We start from the raw sequence: 19,333 nt of genomic DNA, 5'->3' as shown, positions 1-19,333 counted from the left end.
AAGGTGAAGTGGTGAACGAGGACAGGGATTCGCACGACAGATCCGGCGCGGTCACCCGCAGGGTGTTCCTGGCCGGAGCCGGGGCGGCGGCCGTCGCCCTGGGATTGGGCCCGATGGGTGCCGCGCCGGCGGGTGCGGCACCGGCGGGTGCGGCGGGAGGTCCGGGACCGCGCGGTTTCGCCCGCGCGTTCGCCGACCCCGCGCGCGAGGTGCAGGCGAAGTTCCGCTGGTGGTGGCCACACGGCATGGTGGACGTCGCCGAGCTGCGGCGGGAGATCGACGCCATCGCCGACGCGGGCTTCGGCGGCGTCGAGATCGCCGACGTGCACCACAGCGTGGGTGAGGAGATCGACCCCGAGCGGTTCGGCTGGGGCACGCCCGCGTGGGTGGCCGCCCTGGAGACCGCGCTGAAGGCGGCCAACCGCCGCGGCGTCGTCGTCGACGTCACGATCGGGCCGTCGTGGCCCGCCGCGGTCCCGTCGGTGACGCCCGACGACGCGGGCGCGGTCAAGGAACTCGCCCACGGCGTCACGGTGGTGCAGGGCGGGCGGACGTACTCGGGCCCGGTGCCGAGGGCGGTGGCGGAAGCGGCCGAGGGAGTGAACCGGCAGGAGCTGTTCGCCGTGCAGGCAGCGCGGGTCAGCGCGGACAGCTCGCCCGACGCCCGCCGTCCCCGCCTCGTCGAGGACTCCGTGGTCGACGTCGCCACCGACGGCGAGACCGTCACGTGGACGGCGCCCGAGGACGGCACCTGGTTGCTGATCTCGTACTGGCTGCGGGGGTCCGGGCAGCGGCCGGAACGAGGCCCGCACACCACTCCGGTGTCGTACGTGGTCGACCACTTCAGTCGCGAAGGCACCTCGGCGGTCGTGGACTTCTGGGAGAAGCACATCCTCACGCCCTCGATCAGGCGACTGCTGCGGGCCTCCGGCGGTGCGATGTTCGAGGACTCCATCGAGATGGAGACCGAGGCGACACTGTGGACACCCGGCCTGCCGGAGGAGTTCGAGGCCCGCCTCGGCTACTCACTGCGGCCCTACCTGCCCGTGGTCGTCACCTACGACGAGGACCCCGTGTTCGAGTTCGACTCGGGTGTGTCGAGCCGGGTCCGCGACGACGTCAACGAGCTGCTCAGCCAGCTCTACCTGGACAACCACCTGCGCCCGTTGCAGGAGTGGTTGCACGGCCTCGGCATGAAGCTGCGCATTCAGCCCTACGGACTGCAGACCGACGCGGTGGCCAAGGCGGCCGTGGTGGACATCGCCGAGGGCGAGACACTCGGGTTCAAGAACCTCGACGACTTCCGCTCGCTGGCCGGCGGGCGGGACATGGGCGGCAAGACGATCCTGTCCAGCGAGGCGGCCGCCGTCTACGGCGGGTCGTACAGCGTGACCTGGAAGCGCGCCGCCCGCACCATCAGCCGCGAGTACGCCGCGGGCGTCAACCAGGCGGTGCTGCACGGCTTCTCCTACGCCGACGCGCCGGGGGCGCAGTGGCCGGGTTTCGCGGCGTTCACGCCCTACGACGGCGGTGTCGGCTACAGCGAGTCGTGGGGCCCGAGGCAACCGACGTGGCGACACGCCGGTGACGTCGCGGGCTACCTCGCACGCACGCAACTGGTGCTGCAGACCGGAGTGGCTCGCTGTGACGTCGCGTTCCTGCGGCAGAAGGGCTATGCGGGGTCGGGCTTCGGCGCGGCGTGGTTCTCCGCCACCGGGGTGACCCACGGGTGGACACACGAGTTTCTCAGCCCGCGCCTGCTGGAGCTGCCCAGCGCCACCGTGTCCGGTGGCAGGCTCGCACCAGGCGGACCGGGGTTCAAGCTGCTCGTGTTCGAGGGCGACGCGTTCTCCGGCAGGGCGAACACGATGCCCCTCTCCGCGGCCCGCAAGCTGCTGGAGTTCGCGAAGGCCGGGTTGCCGATCCTCGTGGTGGGTCCGTGGACCGAGCCGAGCGTGCCGGGCGTGCCGCTGCCGGGGGAGAACGACGAGCTCGCCGAGGTGTTCCGGCGGCTGCTGGCCCAACCGTCGGTCCACCGGGTCGACGACCGCCCCCAGATCCCCGACGGGATCGCGGCACTGGGCCTGCGTCCCGACGTCCGCTACGCGGAGCCGTCCCCGCTGCTGCACGCACGCCGTCTCGACGGGAAGACGGGGCTGTACTACTTCGTGAACTCGTCGGACAACGAGGACGTCGACCACGACGTCTGGCTGCCGAGGACGTCCCCGGCAGCGGTGCCGCACGTGCTGGACGCCTGGACCGGTGAGGTGCGGAAGCTGGCCGTCTACGCGTCCGACGGCGACGAGATCCGGGTGCGGATCACCCTCCGGCCGGGAGAGTCCACGATGGTGGTCGTGGCCCATCCGAGCTGGCTCCCCGGAGCGGGCGGGCCGGGACGGCACGTGGTGGCCACCGAGGCGGCTGAGACGTTCTGGTCCGATCGCGAACTGCGGGTCCGGGACACGCGGGCCGGCACGTACTCGGTGACGCTGTCGAACGGCGGGCGGCGGCAGGTGGACCTGCCAGACGTGCCCGCCGCGCGCACGCTTTCGGCGTGGACCCTGCGGATGTCCGACTGGAGACCCGGTGGTTCGGCCACCCGGACCGAGGAGGTACTGCACGAGCGTGAGCTGTCCGAACTCCTGCCCTGGTCGCGCATCCCCGGGCTGGAGGACGCCTCCGGCGTCGGGCGCTACCGCACGACCGTGGAGCTGCCGAAGGCGTGGACGGGCGGTCACGGCGCCTACCTCGACCTCGGCGCCGTCACCGACACCGCGCGGGTGTGGGTCAACGGTAAGGCGACCGAGCCCGTGAACCTGTTCCGTCCCGTGGTCGACGTCGGCGGGTACCTGCGCACCGGCCGCAACGTCATCGAGGTGGAGGTGGCGGGCACGCTGATCAACCGCATGCGCGTGACCCAGCCGGACGTCTACGGCGGCGTGGCGCGGCAGGACTGCGGGCTTCTCGGGCCGGTCCGGCTCGTGCCGTACGGCGAGGCGCGGCTAAGGCCCTGAGCCGGGACCGCCGACGACGTCCGCCGGTGTCAGGAGCGTGAGCTTGGAGTCGTCGTCGGCGTACGCGCGCAGGCGCGCGGAGAACCCCGTTCGGGAGCAGAGCACACGGTGCGGCCGTGCCTCTCGCTCCACGAACGGGGTCAGCCGGTCGAGCGGGTTCAGCTCGTCGAAGTCGACGGGTGAGGTGGTCCACTTGCACATGCCGACGACCGACACCCGCTGGTTGGGGTCCACCCCCACGATGCCGATCTCCCGTTCCTCCGTGCGCCTGCCGTCGCCGGTCGGCACCTGACCCCACCACCGGCCGAGGTGGCTCGCCTCAGCGAAGGCCAGGAGAACGTGTTCGCGGCACACGTCCTCCCAGGCCGACGAGACGTGGTGGTCGAACCGCGGCAGCACCTCCCCGTGCGGATAGGCCTCGGCGAGTTCGCGGGCCCGCGTCCGGGTGCGTGCCGGCTCCACGAACCGGCAGTGGAAGCGCAGGAAGTGGTCGCGGACCCGGTACGTCGTCTTCTTGCTGCGCTGCGACGCGGTGACCGGGCGTTGCTGCTCCACCAGTCCCAGCCGTTCCAACGTGCGCAGGATCTTCGTGATCCCGGCGGGTTCCAGGCCGGTCCGCGCGGCGATGGTGCTGTTTGCGGTTGTGTCCGTCGGCGATGGAACGCAGGACGGCGACGTGCCCGGCCGGGTCGCGAAGGGACTGCCGCAGCAGCAGCTCCGCTTCGTCGTGGAGCAGGCCACCTCGGTCGAAGACCTCGTCGAGCAGGTGTTCGGGCAACGGGCGGTCGTCGGTGAACCGGTCGAGGTAGTAGGGGACACCTCCACAGACGGCGAAGGCCCGCACCCTGTCCTCGGCCGAGTACGCGGGATGGAACAGTCCCGTGTCCCTGGCGAGGAACGGCTCCACCTCGAGCCGGCCGGTGCGGCGGCCGTAGAGACGCCCGGCGAGTACCTCGTCCTCGAAGAACGAGATCTCGCTGCCCGCGAGGACGAGTACGAGCGGCAGGGTCCGTCCCGTCGTCCGCCACCAGCGACTCAGCACGCTCTCCAGCTCGGGGGCCTGCCCGGCGAGCAACTGGAACTCGTCCAGCACCACGAGGGTGCGCCGGTCTCCCACGAACCGGGTGAGCGCGGCGAGCGCGGCCTCCCAGCTCGTCAGAGGCTGTCTGGCCAACAGGTCGTCGCCCGACACCCGGGCCAGTTCGGCGGTGAAGTCGGAAAGCTGCTCCTGCTTCACCGTCTCGGTGGCTTCCAGGACGAAGGAGCGCACCTCGGTGGCCAGGTGGTTGAGCAGCTCGGTCTTGCCGACCCGGCGGCGACCGTAGACGACGAGCAGTTCGGCTCGGTCACCGGCGAGCCGCCTTCGCAGGAAGGCGAGTTCGTCGGCCCGGTTGAAGAAGCGCCCAGAATTCTCCTACGCGGGATTATCCTGCACGGGATTATCCTGTGCGGGAAAATCCCGTGTCGGTGTCGTCAGTTCCCGAACACCTCGTCGGCGGGTGCCGGCCTGCCGAAGTGGAAGCCCTGTGCCTGGTCACAGCCGAGTTCCCGCAGGATCGCCACCTGGCGTTCGTTCTCGGTGCCTTCGGCGATCACGGTGAGGCCGATCGAGTGGGCCATCGTGACGATGCCCTTGATGATCGCCTCGGCATCTGCCTGGTCCGGACCGTCGAGACCGGCCACGAACGAACGGTCGATCTTGAGGGTGTCCAGGGGCAGCTTCCACAGCTGTGCCAGCGACGAGTAGCCCGTGCCGAAGTCGTCGATCGCCAGCCGGACTCCGAGGCCGCGCAACGAGGTGAGCACCTCGGCCGCCGCTCCGGGGTCCCGCATGAGGGCGCTCTCGGTGATTTCGAGGCAGAGCTCCCCGGGCGGAAGGCCCGTGCTGCGCAGCGCGTCGTTGACGGCGTCGACCACGGAGTCGTCGTCGAGCTGCCGAGCGGAGAGATTCACGGTGAGCCTCGTGCGCACGCCCTCGCGCAGCCTGCGCCGCGCGAGCTCACGCGTGGCCGTCCTCATCATGTGCCCGCCGATGAGGTTGATGAGGTCGCTCTCCTCGGCCAGCGGGATGAACTCGGCCGGCGAGATCGACCCGTGCACGGGGTGCTGCCAGCGCAGCAGGCCCTCCACGGCCACCCGCTGGTAGGTGCGCAGGTCGACGACGGGTTGGTAGGCGACCCAGAGTTGCCCACCCCGAACCGAGTCGCGCAGGTCCTGCTCCAGCCGTAGCTGCCGCTGCACCCGCTCCCGCAACTCGACGTCGAAGAACTCGTGCCTGCCCCGACCGCGCGTCTTGGCCTGGTACATCGCCACGTCGGCGTCGCGCAGCAGGTCCTCGGCCGAACGCTCGTCACCCTCGCGGGCCGTCACGACTCCGATGCTCGCGTCGACGCGCAGCCTGCGCCCCTCCACCGTGATGGGTTCGGTGAGCGCGGTGCGGATGTGGTCGATGAGCGCCTGGATCTGCTTGCCGTGCTCCACGTCGAAGGTCACGACCGCGAACTCGTCGCCACCGAGCCTGCCGACCACGTCGTGGCGGCGCACGCAGTTCTTCAGCCGCTGCCCGGCGATCCGCAGCACCTTGTCACCGATGCCGTGGCCCAGGGAGTCGTTGATGACCTTGAACTTGTCCAGGTCGATGAACAGCACGCAGGCCGGCGACCTGCCGTCGCGCCGCCGCAGGGCCTCCTCCAACCGTTGGAGCACGAGCGTGCGGTTGGCGAGGTTGGTGAGCGGGTCGTGGGTGGCGTCGTGTTCGAGCCGCTCGCCGATGGCCTTGCGCTCGGTGATGTCGGTGAAGGACGTGACGACCTGGTAGGGAGGGGTGGCGTTCGGGTCCAGCGGACGGCAGCTCATCGACAGCCACACCCAGCGCCCGTCGGGACGACGTGCCCGCACCACGCGGCCGTTCATCGCCAGGCCCGTGGTCCGCGTCGTCGCCGAGGGGTACTCACTCGGCGGGATACGCGCACCCGACTCGTCGTACAGCGGGAACAGGGTCGGCGAGCAGCCGATCATCGCTTCGACCGGTAGCCCCAGGATCCGGCCCGACGCGGGGTTGGCCGAGGCGACGAAGCCGTGGGCGTCCGTCACGACGACGCCCTCGTCGAGCGCGGCCACCACCGTGCGATAACGGCGTTCGGCGGCCCTGCGGGCGGTCTCGTCGGCACAGACCAACACGTAACCGCGGTCCATCGGGGAGGCCGACACCCGCACGGTCAGTGCGGATCCGTCGGCCTTGCGATGTTCCGCCTCGACCACACCACCCCCGGCGATCACGGCCTGCGGATCGAGTGTCGCGCCCACGAGTTCGCCCACCGGTCTGCCGAGCGCGGCGTTCTCCCCGTGCCCGTAGATGCGTTCGGCGGCCGGGTTCCAGCTCGTCACCATGCCGTCCGACGTCGTGCCGATGATCGCGTCGCTGACGTGGCTCACCAGGGCGGCCTGGTAGCGCAGCGCCGCCTCCGCGGCCTTCTGCGCCGAGATGTCCCGCATGATCACCTGGTAGGCGGGCTTGCCCTTCCAGGTGGTGCGCACCGACACCGACTCGATGAGCATCGAGCCTCCGTCGAGCCGGGAGAGCCGCACCTTGGTGGGTTTGGTGGCCTCACCGGGGCTCCCGAGGGAGGACACCCGCCGCAGCAACTCCGACACCGCCGACGGGCTCACGAAGTCGATGATCGGGCGGCCGAGCAGCGCCGCGGGTTCCTCGGCCGCGACGAACCGGGCCGCGGCGGGGTTGACGTAGACCAGATCGCCGTCCTGGTGCACGCAGATGCCGTCGGGGCTGAACTCCACGAGCAGGCGGTAGCGGTCGGCGAGATCGGCCAGTGCCTGCGTGTTTCCGCGCCGTTCAGTCACGTCCGTGGCGATTCCCACGAGTCGGTCCACCCTGCCGGTGACGGCATTGCCCTGCGCGCGGGCGAGAAAGCGGGTCCATCGAGTTTCACCGCCGGGCGTCGTGTGGCTCTGCTCGAGATCGAAATTGTGCCACACCGGGCAATTCTCTGCCGCCATGGTCAACGGCTCGATCAATTCGAGCAGCCGCTCGCGCACCGCCTCGGCGCTGTCGTGATCCGCTCCGAGGACCTCGGGCAGCTCCGCACTCCACGTAACGCCGTAGCCGGGGAACTCGACAGACCACGTGCCCGCGGCGCTCGCGGCAAGCGCGAGCTCGACGACGTCCTCCCGGTTCCGCCCGGTGGAAACCTCGTCTTGGGTGTACGCCTCCATGATCAAGTCCATCCGCTGCTCGTCACCGGGAGTTTGATTACAGCATGAAATCACCGCTAGGCGAATAGGAGGAATCGTCCTCATCTGTCGCGGCATGCGTCTTGCGGTCTCTCGACCGGCCGTCACCAGAGTAGGCGGTCATTTCGCGCTGCGCCGTTCGACAGCGTCGGGACGGCCCGTCAGGAATGCGAACCGAAGTGAGGGGTGCATCGTGAGCCCACGAGGCGGAATCGGGATTTGTGGAGTCGGGGCGGTCACCGGCTACGGCTGGGGGCGCGAGGCCCTGTGGGAGGGGCTGCGGACGGCCAAGCCCGCGGCGACGCTCACCCGGGGGTACGGCTGTGGGGAGGGCAGTGTCCCCGGCGTCCCCGGTGTCCCCGGCGTCCCCGGCGACGGCTGGGTGGCGCGGGTCCCGGAGGGGGGAGACCCGTCGGACGGCAGGGGGCGGTTCGCCAGAGCCATGCGGGCGGCTGCTCGCGAGGCGATCGACGACGCACACCGGCGCGGGTGGCGCGAGGGTCGCCGGGTAGGTCTGCTCCACGCGGTCGTGCTCGGGGAGGTGGACCTGTGGCGAGACTTCTACCTGCTGGAACACGGTGACCTCAGGGCGAGGGACTACCTCGCGCTGATGCCGTCGACGCCGATGTCCACGCTCATGCAGGAGTACGGTTTCCACGGTCCCGCGATGAACGTCTCGGCCATGTGCGCGTCCGGCAACGCGGGCCTGCTCACCGCGAAGCTGTGGCTGGAAGCGGGCCTCGTCGACGACGTCGTGCTGGTGGCCACCGACCTGTCGTTGACGCCCGAGAACGTCCGGCACTTCGTGCGGCTGGGGGTCACGGTGGTGGACACCGACCCGCTCGACGGGTGCCGCCCGTTCCAGGAGGGCAGCCGCGGGTTCGTGATGGGCGAGGCGTCGGTGGCCTTCGTGGTGTCGAGGCGGGCGCGGGCGCCGTACTCGACGTTGCTGGGCGGTGCCATGTCGCACGACGCCTTCCACGCCACGTCGATCGATCCGGAGCTGCCGCAGGTCAGGCTCGCCTTCCATGAGGCCCTGCGCGACGCGGGCGTGCCGGCCAGCGCGGTCGGCTACCTGAACGCCCACGGCCCCGGCACCCGGCAGTGCGACACGGCGGAGGCGGCGATCGCCGACGAGTTGTTCGCCGACGACGCGGGCCTGTACTCGGTGAAGCCGCTGGTCGGGCACTGTCAGGGGGCGGCGGCTGCCGTGGAGGTGGCCGTGGCGGCGCTCGGCTACGACCGTGGTCACGTACCCGCGCCACCCCGAGTCTCCGAAGCTCACCCGAGGCTGCTGCACGGGACCGTGGACGTGGACGACCGCCTCACCGTGAAGTCGTCTCTGGGCATGGGTGGGCACAACTCCGTGGTCGTCCTCGCGCCACCTGCCTGAGCCGGACGGGCGGCGTCAGGCGAGGTCGGCATCCATCGTGATCGTGGTCCCCGCGAGCGCGCGGCTGACGGGACACGTCTCCTTCGCCTTCTCCGCGAGGCGGCTGAACCGCTCCTCGTCGACGCCGTCCACGGCGGCTCGCAGGGTGATGTCGACGGTGTTGATGCTCAAGCCCCCGTCGGCGGGTTCGACGGTCACCGAGGCGGTGACGTCGATGGTGCTCGGGGTCAGCCCGTCCTTCTCCAGGGTTCCGGCGAGGTTCATGGCCAGGCAGGACGCCTGTGCCGCGGCGATCAACTCCTCGGGGCTCGTCGTGCCCTCGGGCTCGCCGACCCGGCGGGGGAACGAGACGTTGAACCGGGCCGAGTTCGACGAGTCGAGCGTGAGCTCGCCCGTTCCCGAGTTGAGCCCGCCCTTCCAGTGAGTGGTCGCGTCGCGTGTGGCCATGGCTTCTCCTTCGGTGACCTCGGGGCTTTGACCGGCTGCTGTCCTCCCTAGTCGATGGTCGCGCCGTTGCCTTTCACCCGCCATTCCGGCGTCCACCGGCAAGCCCGACGAAGTCGGCCATTCGTTCGATCGTGTGGGAGAAGAAGGCGTCGGCCGGGTCGAGAGTGCCTGTGAACTGGCCTGTCAGCTCGAAACTGACCATCCCGAACAACTGTGTCCATGCGACGAGTCCCCTCGTGAGCAGTGGAGCGGGCACGTCGACATCGAGCGCGGCGACGACGGCGTCGAGCTGTGGGAGCAGCGGGGCGGGCAGCCGGGCTCCGTCGGGGTTCTCCGTGGTCCCCGGGGTTTTCGTGAGTTCGCCGCGGGAGACGGCTGTTGCGAGTGCCCCGACGAGCACGCGCGGGACGCGGCTGGCCGGACCGATCGTGTCCTGTGGTGCCTGGTAGCCGGGAACCGGTGAACCGTAGATCAGCAGGTATTCGTGTGGGCTTCGCAGCGCCCAGTCGCGTACGGCGTGACAGGCCGCGGTCCACTGTGCGCGTGCGCCGTCGTGGTGGCGCACGGCCGACTCGGCGGCCTCGCCCAGGCTGTCGTACGCGTCGATGATCAGGGCGGTGAGAAGGTCGTCGCGGCTGGTGAAGTAGCGGTACAGCGCTGACGACACCATGCCCAGTTCTCTGGCGACGGCGCGCAGGGACAGCGCCTGGGCGCCCTGGACGCCGAGCTGCCGCCGGGCTTCTTCCTTGATCGCGAGCGTGATCTCCGCTCTGGCGCGTTGCCGGGCGCTCCGGTGGACGGGAGTCGGGGCCATGCCCGTCAGTCTGACACATCCGAGATCGACGAACACAGACGAGAGCACTGCTCTTGCTTTGTCGCGACTTCTCGTGTTCACTGAACACAATCGAGAGCAGTGCTCTCTGAATCTCCGCGAGGGAAGGGGCTCCCGATGACCGACGCCGCCAACAGGACCGGCACGACCCGCTACCTGCCGCCCGGACGGCTGTCCAGGGCCGTGAACCGCATCGTCGCCGCGCTGACCCGGCGGGGTCTGAGTCTGTGGGGAAGCCGGGTGCTCTCCGTCGCGGGACGTAACACCGGGATCATGCGCTCGACGCCGGTGAACGTGCTCACCCTCGACGGCGAGCAGTACCTGGTCGCGGCACGCGGCAACACCGAGTGGGTGCGCAACCTGCGGGCCGCCGGACGCGGCAGGCTCACGGTGGGCAGGCGCGAGCAGTGGTTCACCGGTGTCGAGGTTCTCGACGACACCCGGTTGCCCGTGCTCCGTGCCTACCTCCGCCGCTGGGCCTGGGAGGCCGGCGCGTTCTTCGACGGAGTGACCGCTGGTACGTCCGACGACGAACTCCGGGCCGCGGCCGGTAAGCACCCCGTGTTCCGGATCGTGCCCACGCCGACGCCGGAGGACCGGAGCTGAGGTGAAATCGCTTCAGTGCCGCGAGCCGTGGCCCTGGGCGGCGGGCTGGGCCAGCGCGAACAGCTCCGGCGCCTCCTGCTCGATCACGGCCGTCAACTCGTCCATGCTCGGGTTGACCAGCGCCCGCTCCCCGATGAAGACGGTGGGGACGGTCTCGTTGCCGCCGTTGACCGAACGCACGCGTGCGGCGGCGTCCGAGTCCTCCCAGATGTTGGTCTCCCGCACCGGCAGGCCGCTCTCCCGCAGTCGACCCCGCAGGATCGCGCAGAACGGGCATCCGGGGCGCCAGTAGAACTCGATCGTGTCAATACCCAAGGTGTGTCCTCCCTCTGGCGACACCGTAACCGCGACAATCCACGCCTCGATCGCCCGCCCCGCGGGAATCCGGGACGCATGGCAACGACCGACAAGGGCCTCGAAGCCGTGGTCAACGAGGTGTACGGCGTCGATCCCGGCGAATTCGTGAGGGAGCGTGACCGCCATGCGGCGCAGGCGCGGGAACGGGGTGAGAAAGATCTCGCCGAGAAGATCCGGAGACTGCGCAAACCCACCAAGGCCGCAGCACTCGTGAACCGGTTGGCGCGTCACCACGCGGACGAGGTCGCTGTGCTGCCCGAACTCGGTGACCGGCTGCGGGAGGCGCACCGGCAGCTCGCGGGCGACCGACTGCGCGAGCTGACACACGAGCGCAACAAGCGTGTCGCCGCTCTCGTCGAGCTGGCGTGTTCGCCTGCCGGGGGTTCCGTCGGCGAGTCGATCCGGCAGGAGATCGCGGCCACGCTTCAGGCGGCGGTGGGCGACGAGGAGGCCGCCAGGGCGGTCGTCGAGGGCCACCTGGTGTCGGCGTTGTCGCCACCGGACGTCTTCGAATCGGACTGGCTGCCCACCGACCTCCCCAGCACACCGACTCGCCGCGACGGTTCCGCGTCCCGCCCGGGGCGGACCGAGACCCCGCGACCGGCCGAGCCGCCCGCCCCGAGCACCCGCGAGCCGACCGTCTCACGACGGGACAACGAGCGGGTCGAGGCGGAACGCCGGCGCCGCGACGCGGAGGTGCGGGCCCGTCGCGTCCGCGACGAGGCCCGCAGGGAGCTTCGGGCCGCCGAGCGGGAGGAGGCGAAGGCGCATCGGCGGACCGAAGCGGCCAGGGCCGCCCTGGAAGCGGCGGAGCGGCAGGTGCGGCGGTACACGCGGTGAACCGCGCGCGTCACGACCGCAGGGCCAGCGACAGGTACTTGGTGTCGAGGTACTCGGTGATGCCCTCGTGGCCGCCCTCGCGGCCGAACCCGGACGCCTTGACCCCGCCGAACGGGGCGGAGGTGTTGGATACGAGCCCGGTGTTGATGCCGACCATGCCGGTCGCCAGGCCCTCGCCCACCCGCACGGCACGTTCGAGGTCGCGGGTGAAGACATAGCCCACGAGCCCGTACTCGGTGTCGTTCGCGCCGGCCAGCGCCTCGTCCTCGTCGGCGAACGTCGTCACCGGGGCGACCGGGCCGAACACCTCCTCGCGGAGGATGCGGGCGTCGTCTCCGACGTCGGCGAGCACCGTGGGCCGGTAGAAGTAGCCCGCTCCGTCACCGGGTTCGCCACCCGTGGTCGCGCGCGCACCGCGACTGACGGCGTCCTCCACGAGTTCGGACACCTTGGCGCGCTGCCCGTCGTTCACGAGCGGCCCCACGACGACGTCGGGTTCCGTTCCGTGACCCATTCGCAGGCCCGCCATCCGGTCGGTGAGCCTGCGGGTGAACTCCTCGGCGATCGAGGTGTGCACGAGGAACCGGTTCGCCGCCACGCACGACTCACCGTTGTTCCGCATCTTCGCGGTCACCGCGCCCTCCACGGCGGCGTCGAGGTCGGCGTCCTCGAAGACCAGGAAGGCGGCGTTGCCCCCGAGTTCCATGGACATGCGCTGGAGGTTCGGAGCACACTGCTCGACGAGCTTGCGGCCCACCTCCGTCGAACCCGTGAACGACATCTTCCGGATGCGGGGGTCGGCGAGCACTGGGTTCACGACCCGGCTGGCCGACGTGCTCGGCACGACGTTCAACACGCCGCCGGGAAGCCCAGCCTCCGTGAGCAGGTCCGCGAGGGCGAGCATCGACAGCGGCGTGAGCTGCGCGGGTTTGACGATCATCGTGCAGCCCGCCGCGACCGCGGGCCCGATCTTGCGGGTGCCCATGGCGAGCGGGAAGTTCCACGGCGTGATCAGCAGGCAGGGCCCGACGGGTTGACGGGTGACGATCATGCGGGCTTTGCCGTCCGGCGTGCGCGAGTAGTCGCCGTCGATGCGCACGGCCTCCTCGGAGAACCACCGGAAGTAGTCGGCGGCGTAGGCGACCTCGGCCCGTGACTCGGTGAGGCTCTTGCCCATCTCCAACGTCATGAGTGTGGCGAGCTCGTCGGTCCGGTCGGTCATGAGCTGCCACGCCCGCCGCAGGATCTCGCCGCGTTGCCTCGGGGGAGTGGCCGCCCACTCCTCCTGCGCCTCGACGGCGGCCTCCACCGCGGCCTTCGCGTCGTCGGCCTGTCCGTCGGCCACCTCGCACAGCGTCGATTCCGTGCCGGGGTCGTCCACACCGAACACGCTGCCGTCGGACGAGGCGCGCCAGGCGCCGTCGACGAAGACCTGCTTCGGAACCCGGTCGATGATGTCGCGCTCGCTCATGCCCCTGGGTTACCCGAGTGCCGTGATGGTGACACCCGTGCAACCCGAGGGGCGGGGCGTCACGTCCTTACCGTCGTGCGTGCCTTTCTCGTTCTCTCCCTCCTCCTGCTCGCCGGATGTGGTGCCGCGCCCGGTGGACAGATGGCCTGCACCGCGATCGGCGCTCCTGCCGGGATCGGTGTGGACACCGCGCCCGGCCTGCCCGCCCACACCGCCGAGGTGCGGGTGTGCTGGGAGGGGGAGTGCCGTTCCGCGGAGGCCGTGCTGGACCCGGCCACCGAACCCGTCGACGAGGGCTGCCAGGGCGACGCGCCCGAGGACGTGTGCTCGGCCCGCTTACGCCCGACCGGGGGTGCCGTCGGGTTCGCGAGCGTCCCCGGACTGCCGGACGGGCCGGTGGAGCTGACTCTCACGGTCACCGACCGGTCCGGGGAGTCGCTGGTGACCAGCACTCTGGAGGCCACGCCGCGCTGGGTTCACCCCAACGGCCCCCACTGCGGCGCCGCCGGCCCCCAGCTCCAGCTCGACGTGGCCGCCGACGGTCGGGTGACCGTCGGCCGCTGAGTGACGCTCACCCGATGTCGCGGCCCCGGAACCGCACGACGCCCGCCGCCGTCAGCGCGACCGCCGCCAGGGCCAGCCAGAGCAGCGGCGCCGCGGTGACGTCGACACTCGGCACCTTGGGCACGTGCTGGAACGGCGACGCGTTCAACACGGCCTGGTCGAGGTCGAGCACCGGACCGAACATCGTCAGCAGCAGGAGCACGGCCGCCACGGCCCACGCCGCACCGGTGTACGCGGGCAGGATGCCGAACAGCGCCACGGCGGCACCACCGACGACGAACACGGCGGGAAGCTGCACGAGGCACGCCAGCAGCACGTCCGGGGCCTGCCCGGCGACGTCGCCCGTCCGGACCCCGTGGGCGAGTCCCATGCCGACTCCCGACGCCAGCAGCAGCGCGGTACCGCCCCCGAACACGAACACCAGGTGTCCCGCGATCCAGCGGAGCCGGGAGACGCCGGTGGTCAGCAGGGGCTCGGCCCGCAGCGCGGTCTCCTCGGAGCGCATCCGCAGCGCCGACTGCACGACGTACAGGGCGGCCACCATGCCCAGGATGTTGGCCGTGGAGGCGAGGTAGGCGTCGACCACGCCCTGGCTGCCGCCCATCCGGGCCAGTACCTCGCGCATCTGTTCGTTGCCGCCGACGATGTCGCCGATGTCGGAGGCCAGCGCTCCGAACAGCGCGCTCAGCAGTGCGAAACCGACGACCCAGCCGATGAGGGTTCCCCGGTGCAGGCGCGTGGCGAGGGCGAACGTCGTGCGCAGCCGGGGCCCGGCGGAGGCGGGACCGAGCGCCGAGGGCAGCAGCCCGAGTCCCACGTCCCGCCTGCGTTGCAACACGTACGCCACGGCGACGAGCACACCGGTGACCACCAGCGGGAGCAGCAGCACCCAGAACCGGTCCCCCGCGAACGGGCGAGCCTGGGTCGACCAGGCGACGGGCGACAACCACGACAACCACGTCACCTCCGCCGAGTCGCCCACGGCTCGCAGTGCGAACGCGACCCCGAGGATCGCGCCCGCCAGCCCGTTGGCCGTCCTGGAGTACTCGGCGAGCTGCGCGGTGACCGCCGCGACCCCGGTGAAGACCAGCGCCACCGCCGTCAGCCCGAGCCCGAACGCGAACGCGCCCGCCGCGGCGATGCCCGTGGCCGCCAGCGCGACCGCGGTGGCGACCCCGGTGACCAGCGCGAAACCCATGCACACGGCGAGCGCCGCGGTGAGGGGCGCGTACCTTCCGACCACGGTGGACGACAGCAGTTCCTGCCTGCCGGTGTCCTCCTCCTGCCGCGTGTGCCGCACCATCGTGAACACGCACACCAACGCGGCGAACACCGACAGCATCGTGCCGAACCGCCAGGCGGTGAAGCCGCCCGCCGTCGACAGGTCGTGGGCCGGGCCGTACAGCAGCGAGATCGAGGGGTTGTCGCCGAGGCTGGTCGTCAGTGAGGCCCGCTGCGCCGGATCGGGATAGAGCTGTTCGTAGGCGCCCGCGCTCGCGGCGGGCAGGGCGGCGATCACGACGGTCCACAGCGGCAGCAGCAGGCGGTCGCGGCGCAGTGCGAGGCGCACGAGCTGTCCGGTGCCGGTGAGTGCTCCGCCCGCCGGGGTGAGCACGGTGCCGGTGGGTGAGGTCCGCGTGGCGGTGTTCGTCTCGCTCATCGCGTCCCCGCTTCGGCGGCGGAGTGCGTGTAGTGGCGCAGGAACAGCTCCTCCAGAGTGGGCGGCTGGCTGGTGAGGCTGTGCACGCCGATGGAGGTGAGCGTGCGCAGCGCCTCGCCGAGCGCGCCGCTCTCGACGGCGAAGCGCACCCGGCTGCCCTCGACACGGAGGTCGTGGACGGTGCCGAGGCTCGTCAGACCGTCCGGTGGGCCCGCCAGCTCGGCGGTGATCGTCGTACGGGTGAGGTGGCGCAGCTCCGTGAGCGTGCCGGACTCGACCGTGCGGCCCGCGCGGATGATGCTCACGCGGTCGCAGAGGTCCTCGACCTCGGAGAGGATGTGGCTGGACAGCAGCACCGTGCGGCCCCGAGCGCGCTCCTCCCTGACCACGTCGCGGAAGGTGGCCTCCATGAGCGGGTCGAGGCCGGACGTGGGCTCGTCGAGCACCAGCAGGTCCACGTCCGAGGCCAGCGCGGCCACGAGCGCCACCTTCTGCCGGTTGCCCTTCGAGTAGGCGCGGCCCTTCTTCCTCGGGTCGAGGTCGAACCGTTCGATCAGCTCTGCTCTCCGGCGGGCGTCGAGGCCGCCGCGAAGCCGTCCGAGCAGGTCGATGACCTCCCCGCCGCTCAGGGTCGGCCACAGGTTCACGTCGCCGGGAACGTAGGCGAGGCGGCGGTGCAGCCGGGTGGCGTCCCGCCACGGGTCTCCACCGAGCAGCGTCACCGATCCGCCGTCGGCCTTGAGCATGCCGAGCAGCACGCGGATGGTGGTCGACTTGCCCGAGCCGTTGGGGCCGAGGAAGCCGTGCACCTCGCCGGTCGTCACGGAGAGGTCGAGACCGTCGAGGGCGACGGTGGGCCCGAACGCCTTGCGCAGTCCTGATATGGAGATGCAGTTGCCCATACGATGGAACATACAGAACATTCATAAATTTGTGAATGTTCAGAACGGAGAGTGATCCACATGTCGAGCAGGCCGCAGTCGCAACGGGACCCGAGCGAGGGCAGTGAGGACACCGTGCGCTCCTACGTGGAGAAGCTCGCGATCACCCTCACCGACATCGGCCTTCAACGCACGGCGGCGAGGGTGTTCGCCGCGCTGACGGTGTCGCAGAGCGGCAGGATGACGGCTCGGGAACTCGCCGAGGAACTCTCCCTCAGCCCGGCGGCCGTCTCCGGCGCGGTGCGCTACCTGGAGCACGTGGGGATGGTGGCCCGAGAGCGTCTCCCCGGTGAGCGCCGGGACCACTACCGGCTCTACGACGACCTCTGGTTCGCCTCCTTTCTGAAGCGGGATCGCATGCTCAAGATGTGGCGGGACGCGACGATCGAGGGGGTCGACGCGGTCGGCGCGGGCACCCCGGCGGGACGGCGGCTGGCCGAGATGGCCGACTTCCTCGACTTCCTCGTCACGGAGATCCCCGCACTCTTCGACCGGTGGCACGAGGAACGCGGCCGACGTGCGGAAACGTGAGCGCACAAGAATTTTCGATCGCCGATGTATCTGAGGGGCCGCCTCACCCTCCTGTGGAGTGTCAGCCGATTCGGTGATCTTTGGAGGACCCGTGAGCCCAGAGCATCCCTGCGCCTCGGAGATCGCGGCGATCCGCGACTCCCTGGCCGCACTGGGTGATCCGTGGCAGTGCGGTGAGACACCCGTCGGCAGGCTCGCGCGCGACGCCCGCCGACGCCGACTCGGCGTGCCCGCGCCCGCGGCCGAGGAGATCGACGCCCGAGCCGAGCTGCCTGCCCGCATGGCCGAGGCGGCGCTCGCGCTTCGTGGCGGGGACACCACGGCTCCGCACGCGTCGACTCCGCACCTGCCCCGGGCGTTCGACCTCCGCGACGTCGACGGCGCCGACTACGTCACCGCGGTGAAGGACCAGGGTGACTGCGGCTCGTGCAGCGCGTTCGGAGTCCTGGCCACGCTGGAGTCCACGGCGGCGTACACGCGGCGTGCGCCGGGGCTGGCACTGGACCTGTCCGAGGCCCACCTCTTCTTCGGGCACGCGGCGGCACGCGAGGCGATCCTGCCCGACGGCACCTGGCCCGACGAGCTGCTCGCCGACTGTCGCGACATCGGTGTCACGTTCGAGGACCACTACCCGTACACCGACGACGACGCCGGCGCCCTCAACCCGGGATGGCGCGACCGGACGGCCCGGGCACGTGACGTCGTCGACCTCAGCCGCGATCCGGTCGCGATCAAGGAGCACCTGTACGCGTACGGGCCCGTCACGGCGTGCCTCGTGGTGTACGACGACCTGTTCCACTACACCGGGGGCGTCTACCGGCACACCACCGAGCAGACCAGCGGCGGACACTGCGTCGCGCTGATCGGCTGGGACGACGACGCCGGGTGCTGGATCGCCAAGAACTCGTGGGGACGCGACTGGGGGGAGAGCGGGTTCCTGCGTGTCGCCTATGGAGAGGCCTTCATCGAGGACTATCCGGACCCGCGCCCGACCACCCTCGGCTGCACGGGTGTGGATCTGCGCGCCTGGCTTCCCGCCCAGCGCGCGCTCGGACTGTTCACCTCGGCCCATGAGGGCAACAGCTGGGCGTACCTGGAGAACCTGGGTTGGGCCCGGCTGTCGCGGAAGGGGGACCAGACCACCGATCTCGCCGTGCTCGGTCTGGCCAGGGCGCGAGGACTGAGCTGCGCGCCGTTCGTCGTGGGGCAGGAACTCGGCGCCGTCCAACTCGCCGGCTGAACGAAGGAAGAACGCACATGACGCAGGACATGGTCACCGACCAGGACAACGGCACCGAGCCGGAGGAGAAGCCGACGGCCGACGAGCAGCCGCCGCTCCCCCCTACCGGGTGGGACCCGTACACGCCGCCTGCCCGGCCGGTGGCGCCGACCGGCTGGGATCCGTACTCACCTCCGGTGCGGTCGGCTCCGGTGACGCCCGCCGGGTGGGATCCGTACACCCCGCCCGTGCGGACCGCGCCCGTGCTGCCCATGGGATGGGACCCGTACGCACCGCCCGCTCGACCGGTGATGCCGACCGGGTGGGATCCGTACCAGCCGCCGCACAACGGTACGGCGGGCCTGACGGGCACCGCGGGTACCGCCGGCGCCCCGGTGCCGGCTCCCGTGCCGGTGCCGCACACCGAGGCGAGGCCCGCCTCGGTCGCCTCGGCAGGTGGTTGGGTCCAGGGAGCCTCGATCACCCACCTGTGGTCGGCGTCCGAGAGCCCCGGCGTGTGGATCGCGATCCACGGCATCGGGTGGAGGCTGCTGTCGTCGGCATCGGACTCCGGGCACAGCCACCTGGTGCTGCTGGCGTTGCTGGCGAGGACCCACCGGCTTCCGGTGGCGTATCACGAGGACTCACGTGGGCACATCGATCAGCTGCTCGTCTGAGGGCGTGACCCACGTGTCGAGCAGGTGGCCGGCAGTCGAGGGGGCCGCCGGCCACCGCAGTACCGCCGGATCGGGGGTTGTCACCGGGTGCTGGGGGAGCCCGGTGACATGTCGCCGGTGGTGGGAGGCAGGTGAGAGGTGAGGTGACGATCGTCCGGCTCACCGAGGCCGACGCGGACCGCCCGGTGCGGCTCCGCGTCGGCGACACCGTGGAGCTGCGGCTCCCGGAGCGCAGGACGTCCGGTTACCACTGGTCATCGCGCCTTTCCGAGGGGGTCCGGCTGGTCGCCGACGAGTACGTCCGTGGGGGTGGCGGCCATCCGGAGAAGGGGCCCGTTGGGGGTGGGGCCCCTGGGGGAGGTGGGGTGCGTCGGCTGGTGTTCGACGTCGTCGTCGCCGGCCGGCACCTCATCGAAACCGAGCTGGCGCGGCCCTGGGACCCACGGCCGCGCCGCTCGGTTCGCTTCGTCGTGTCCGCTAGCCCGAACGAGTGAGTATGGGATTGGTTTCCACCAAGACGCTGTGTCGGT

The 19,333-nt window shown here is 70.9% G+C and carries 17 protein-coding genes and 1 pseudogene; 9 read left to right on the top strand and 9 right to left on the bottom strand.

Going from position 1 to position 19,333, the window contains the following annotated elements:
- Positions 1–11 precede the first annotated feature (11 nt).
- Positions 12–3,014, top strand: a complete 3,003-nt coding sequence (locus SACCYDRAFT_RS23680) for a glycosyl hydrolase (protein WP_043537511.1) — start codon at positions 12–14, stop codon at positions 3,012–3,014.
- On the opposite strand, the gene SACCYDRAFT_RS27345 is transcribed toward SACCYDRAFT_RS23680, so the two are convergent.
- The 3 genes and pseudogenes from SACCYDRAFT_RS27345 to SACCYDRAFT_RS23670 form a co-directional block, all read right to left on the bottom strand.
- Positions 3,003–3,476, bottom strand: a complete 474-nt coding sequence (locus SACCYDRAFT_RS27345) for a DUF234 domain-containing protein (RefSeq protein ID WP_232283876.1) — start codon at positions 3,474–3,476, stop codon at positions 3,003–3,005. The genes SACCYDRAFT_RS23680 and SACCYDRAFT_RS27345 overlap by 12 nt on opposite strands.
- Positions 3,477–3,873: 397 nt before the next feature.
- A pseudogene (locus SACCYDRAFT_RS27075) lies at positions 3,874–4,383 on the bottom strand (AAA family ATPase); the annotation flags it as partial.
- 104 nt (positions 4,384–4,487) lie between these two features.
- Positions 4,488–7,259, bottom strand: coding sequence for a sensor domain-containing protein (locus SACCYDRAFT_RS23670; RefSeq protein WP_005460081.1), 2,772 nt, complete (start codon positions 7,257–7,259; stop codon positions 4,488–4,490).
- A gap of 199 nt (positions 7,260–7,458) precedes the next feature.
- Between SACCYDRAFT_RS23670 and SACCYDRAFT_RS23665 the strand changes: the two genes are divergently transcribed.
- Complete coding sequence (locus SACCYDRAFT_RS23665) at positions 7,459–8,658, top strand: beta-ketoacyl synthase N-terminal-like domain-containing protein (RefSeq protein WP_005460079.1); 1,200 nt, start codon at positions 7,459–7,461, stop codon at positions 8,656–8,658.
- 15 nt (positions 8,659–8,673) lie between these two features.
- Here SACCYDRAFT_RS23665 and SACCYDRAFT_RS23660 read toward each other — a convergent pair whose 3' ends face one another.
- On the bottom strand, positions 8,674–9,105 hold the full coding sequence (locus SACCYDRAFT_RS23660) for an OsmC family peroxiredoxin (RefSeq protein ID WP_005460077.1): 432 nt from the start codon (positions 9,103–9,105) through the stop codon (positions 8,674–8,676).
- 73 nt (positions 9,106–9,178) lie between these two features.
- Positions 9,179–9,919, bottom strand: coding sequence for a TetR/AcrR family transcriptional regulator (locus tag SACCYDRAFT_RS23655; protein ID WP_043537509.1), 741 nt, complete (start codon positions 9,917–9,919; stop codon positions 9,179–9,181).
- Positions 9,920–10,054: 135 nt separating this feature from the next.
- Here SACCYDRAFT_RS23655 and SACCYDRAFT_RS23650 point away from each other — a divergent pair, with 135 nt between their 5' ends.
- Positions 10,055–10,543, top strand: a complete 489-nt coding sequence (locus SACCYDRAFT_RS23650) for a nitroreductase/quinone reductase family protein (protein ID WP_005460074.1) — start codon at positions 10,055–10,057, stop codon at positions 10,541–10,543.
- 12 nt (positions 10,544–10,555) lie between these two features.
- On the opposite strand, the gene SACCYDRAFT_RS23645 is transcribed toward SACCYDRAFT_RS23650, so the two are convergent.
- Entirely contained in the window at positions 10,556–10,858 is a 303-nt protein-coding gene (locus SACCYDRAFT_RS23645) for a glutaredoxin family protein (RefSeq protein ID WP_005460073.1), read from the bottom strand.
- Between the two features lie 78 nt (positions 10,859–10,936).
- On the opposite strand from SACCYDRAFT_RS23645, the gene SACCYDRAFT_RS23640 reads away from it, so the two are divergent.
- On the top strand, positions 10,937–11,740 hold the full coding sequence (locus SACCYDRAFT_RS23640; protein ID WP_005460072.1) for a hypothetical protein: 804 nt from the start codon (positions 10,937–10,939) through the stop codon (positions 11,738–11,740).
- A gap of 10 nt (positions 11,741–11,750) precedes the next feature.
- Here SACCYDRAFT_RS23640 and SACCYDRAFT_RS23635 read toward each other — a convergent pair whose 3' ends face one another.
- On the bottom strand, positions 11,751–13,211 hold the full coding sequence (locus SACCYDRAFT_RS23635; RefSeq protein ID WP_005460069.1) for an NAD-dependent succinate-semialdehyde dehydrogenase: 1,461 nt from the start codon (positions 13,209–13,211) through the stop codon (positions 11,751–11,753).
- A 141-nt stretch (positions 13,212–13,352) separates the two neighbouring features.
- Here SACCYDRAFT_RS23635 and SACCYDRAFT_RS23630 point away from each other — a divergent pair, with 141 nt between their 5' ends.
- On the top strand, positions 13,353–13,775 hold the full coding sequence (locus tag SACCYDRAFT_RS23630) for a hypothetical protein (RefSeq protein ID WP_005460068.1): 423 nt from the start codon (positions 13,353–13,355) through the stop codon (positions 13,773–13,775).
- A gap of 7 nt (positions 13,776–13,782) precedes the next feature.
- Here the strand turns inward: SACCYDRAFT_RS23630 and SACCYDRAFT_RS23625 are convergent, their stop codons facing one another.
- Both SACCYDRAFT_RS23625 and SACCYDRAFT_RS23620 read right to left on the bottom strand, forming a co-directional pair.
- Positions 13,783–15,435: an ABC transporter permease gene (locus SACCYDRAFT_RS23625; protein ID WP_005460067.1), complete on the bottom strand. Its 1,653-nt coding sequence runs from the start codon at positions 15,433–15,435 to the stop codon at positions 13,783–13,785.
- A complete protein-coding gene (locus tag SACCYDRAFT_RS23620; protein ID WP_043536865.1) occupies positions 15,432–16,337 on the bottom strand; it encodes an ABC transporter ATP-binding protein in 906 nt (301 codons plus the stop codon). Before SACCYDRAFT_RS23620 ends, SACCYDRAFT_RS23625 begins: the two co-directional genes overlap by 4 nt.
- Before the next feature lie 60 nt (positions 16,338–16,397).
- On the opposite strand from SACCYDRAFT_RS23620, the gene SACCYDRAFT_RS23615 reads away from it, so the two are divergent.
- From SACCYDRAFT_RS23615 to SACCYDRAFT_RS23600, 4 genes are all read left to right on the top strand, one after another.
- Positions 16,398–16,907 (top strand): GbsR/MarR family transcriptional regulator, encoded by a 510-nt coding sequence (locus SACCYDRAFT_RS23615; RefSeq protein WP_005460064.1) that lies wholly within the window; start codon positions 16,398–16,400, stop codon positions 16,905–16,907.
- Between the two features lie 91 nt (positions 16,908–16,998).
- On the top strand, positions 16,999–18,147 hold the full coding sequence (locus tag SACCYDRAFT_RS23610; RefSeq protein ID WP_005460061.1) for a C1 family peptidase: 1,149 nt from the start codon (positions 16,999–17,001) through the stop codon (positions 18,145–18,147).
- 17 nt (positions 18,148–18,164) lie between these two features.
- Positions 18,165–18,803: a hypothetical protein gene (locus SACCYDRAFT_RS23605; protein ID WP_005460059.1), complete on the top strand. Its 639-nt coding sequence runs from the start codon at positions 18,165–18,167 to the stop codon at positions 18,801–18,803.
- Positions 18,804–18,934: 131 nt separating this feature from the next.
- Positions 18,935–19,297 (top strand): protease inhibitor I42 family protein, encoded by a 363-nt coding sequence (locus SACCYDRAFT_RS23600; protein WP_005460057.1) that lies wholly within the window; start codon positions 18,935–18,937, stop codon positions 19,295–19,297.
- Positions 19,298–19,333 lie beyond the last annotated feature (36 nt).

Origin of the sequence: Saccharomonospora cyanea NA-134 (genome assembly GCF_000244975.1) — a bacterium.
In the GTDB taxonomy this organism is placed as follows: Bacteria; Actinomycetota; Actinomycetes; order Mycobacteriales; family Pseudonocardiaceae; genus Saccharomonospora; species Saccharomonospora cyanea.
This window is presented reverse-complemented; position numbering and strand designations above follow the sequence as displayed.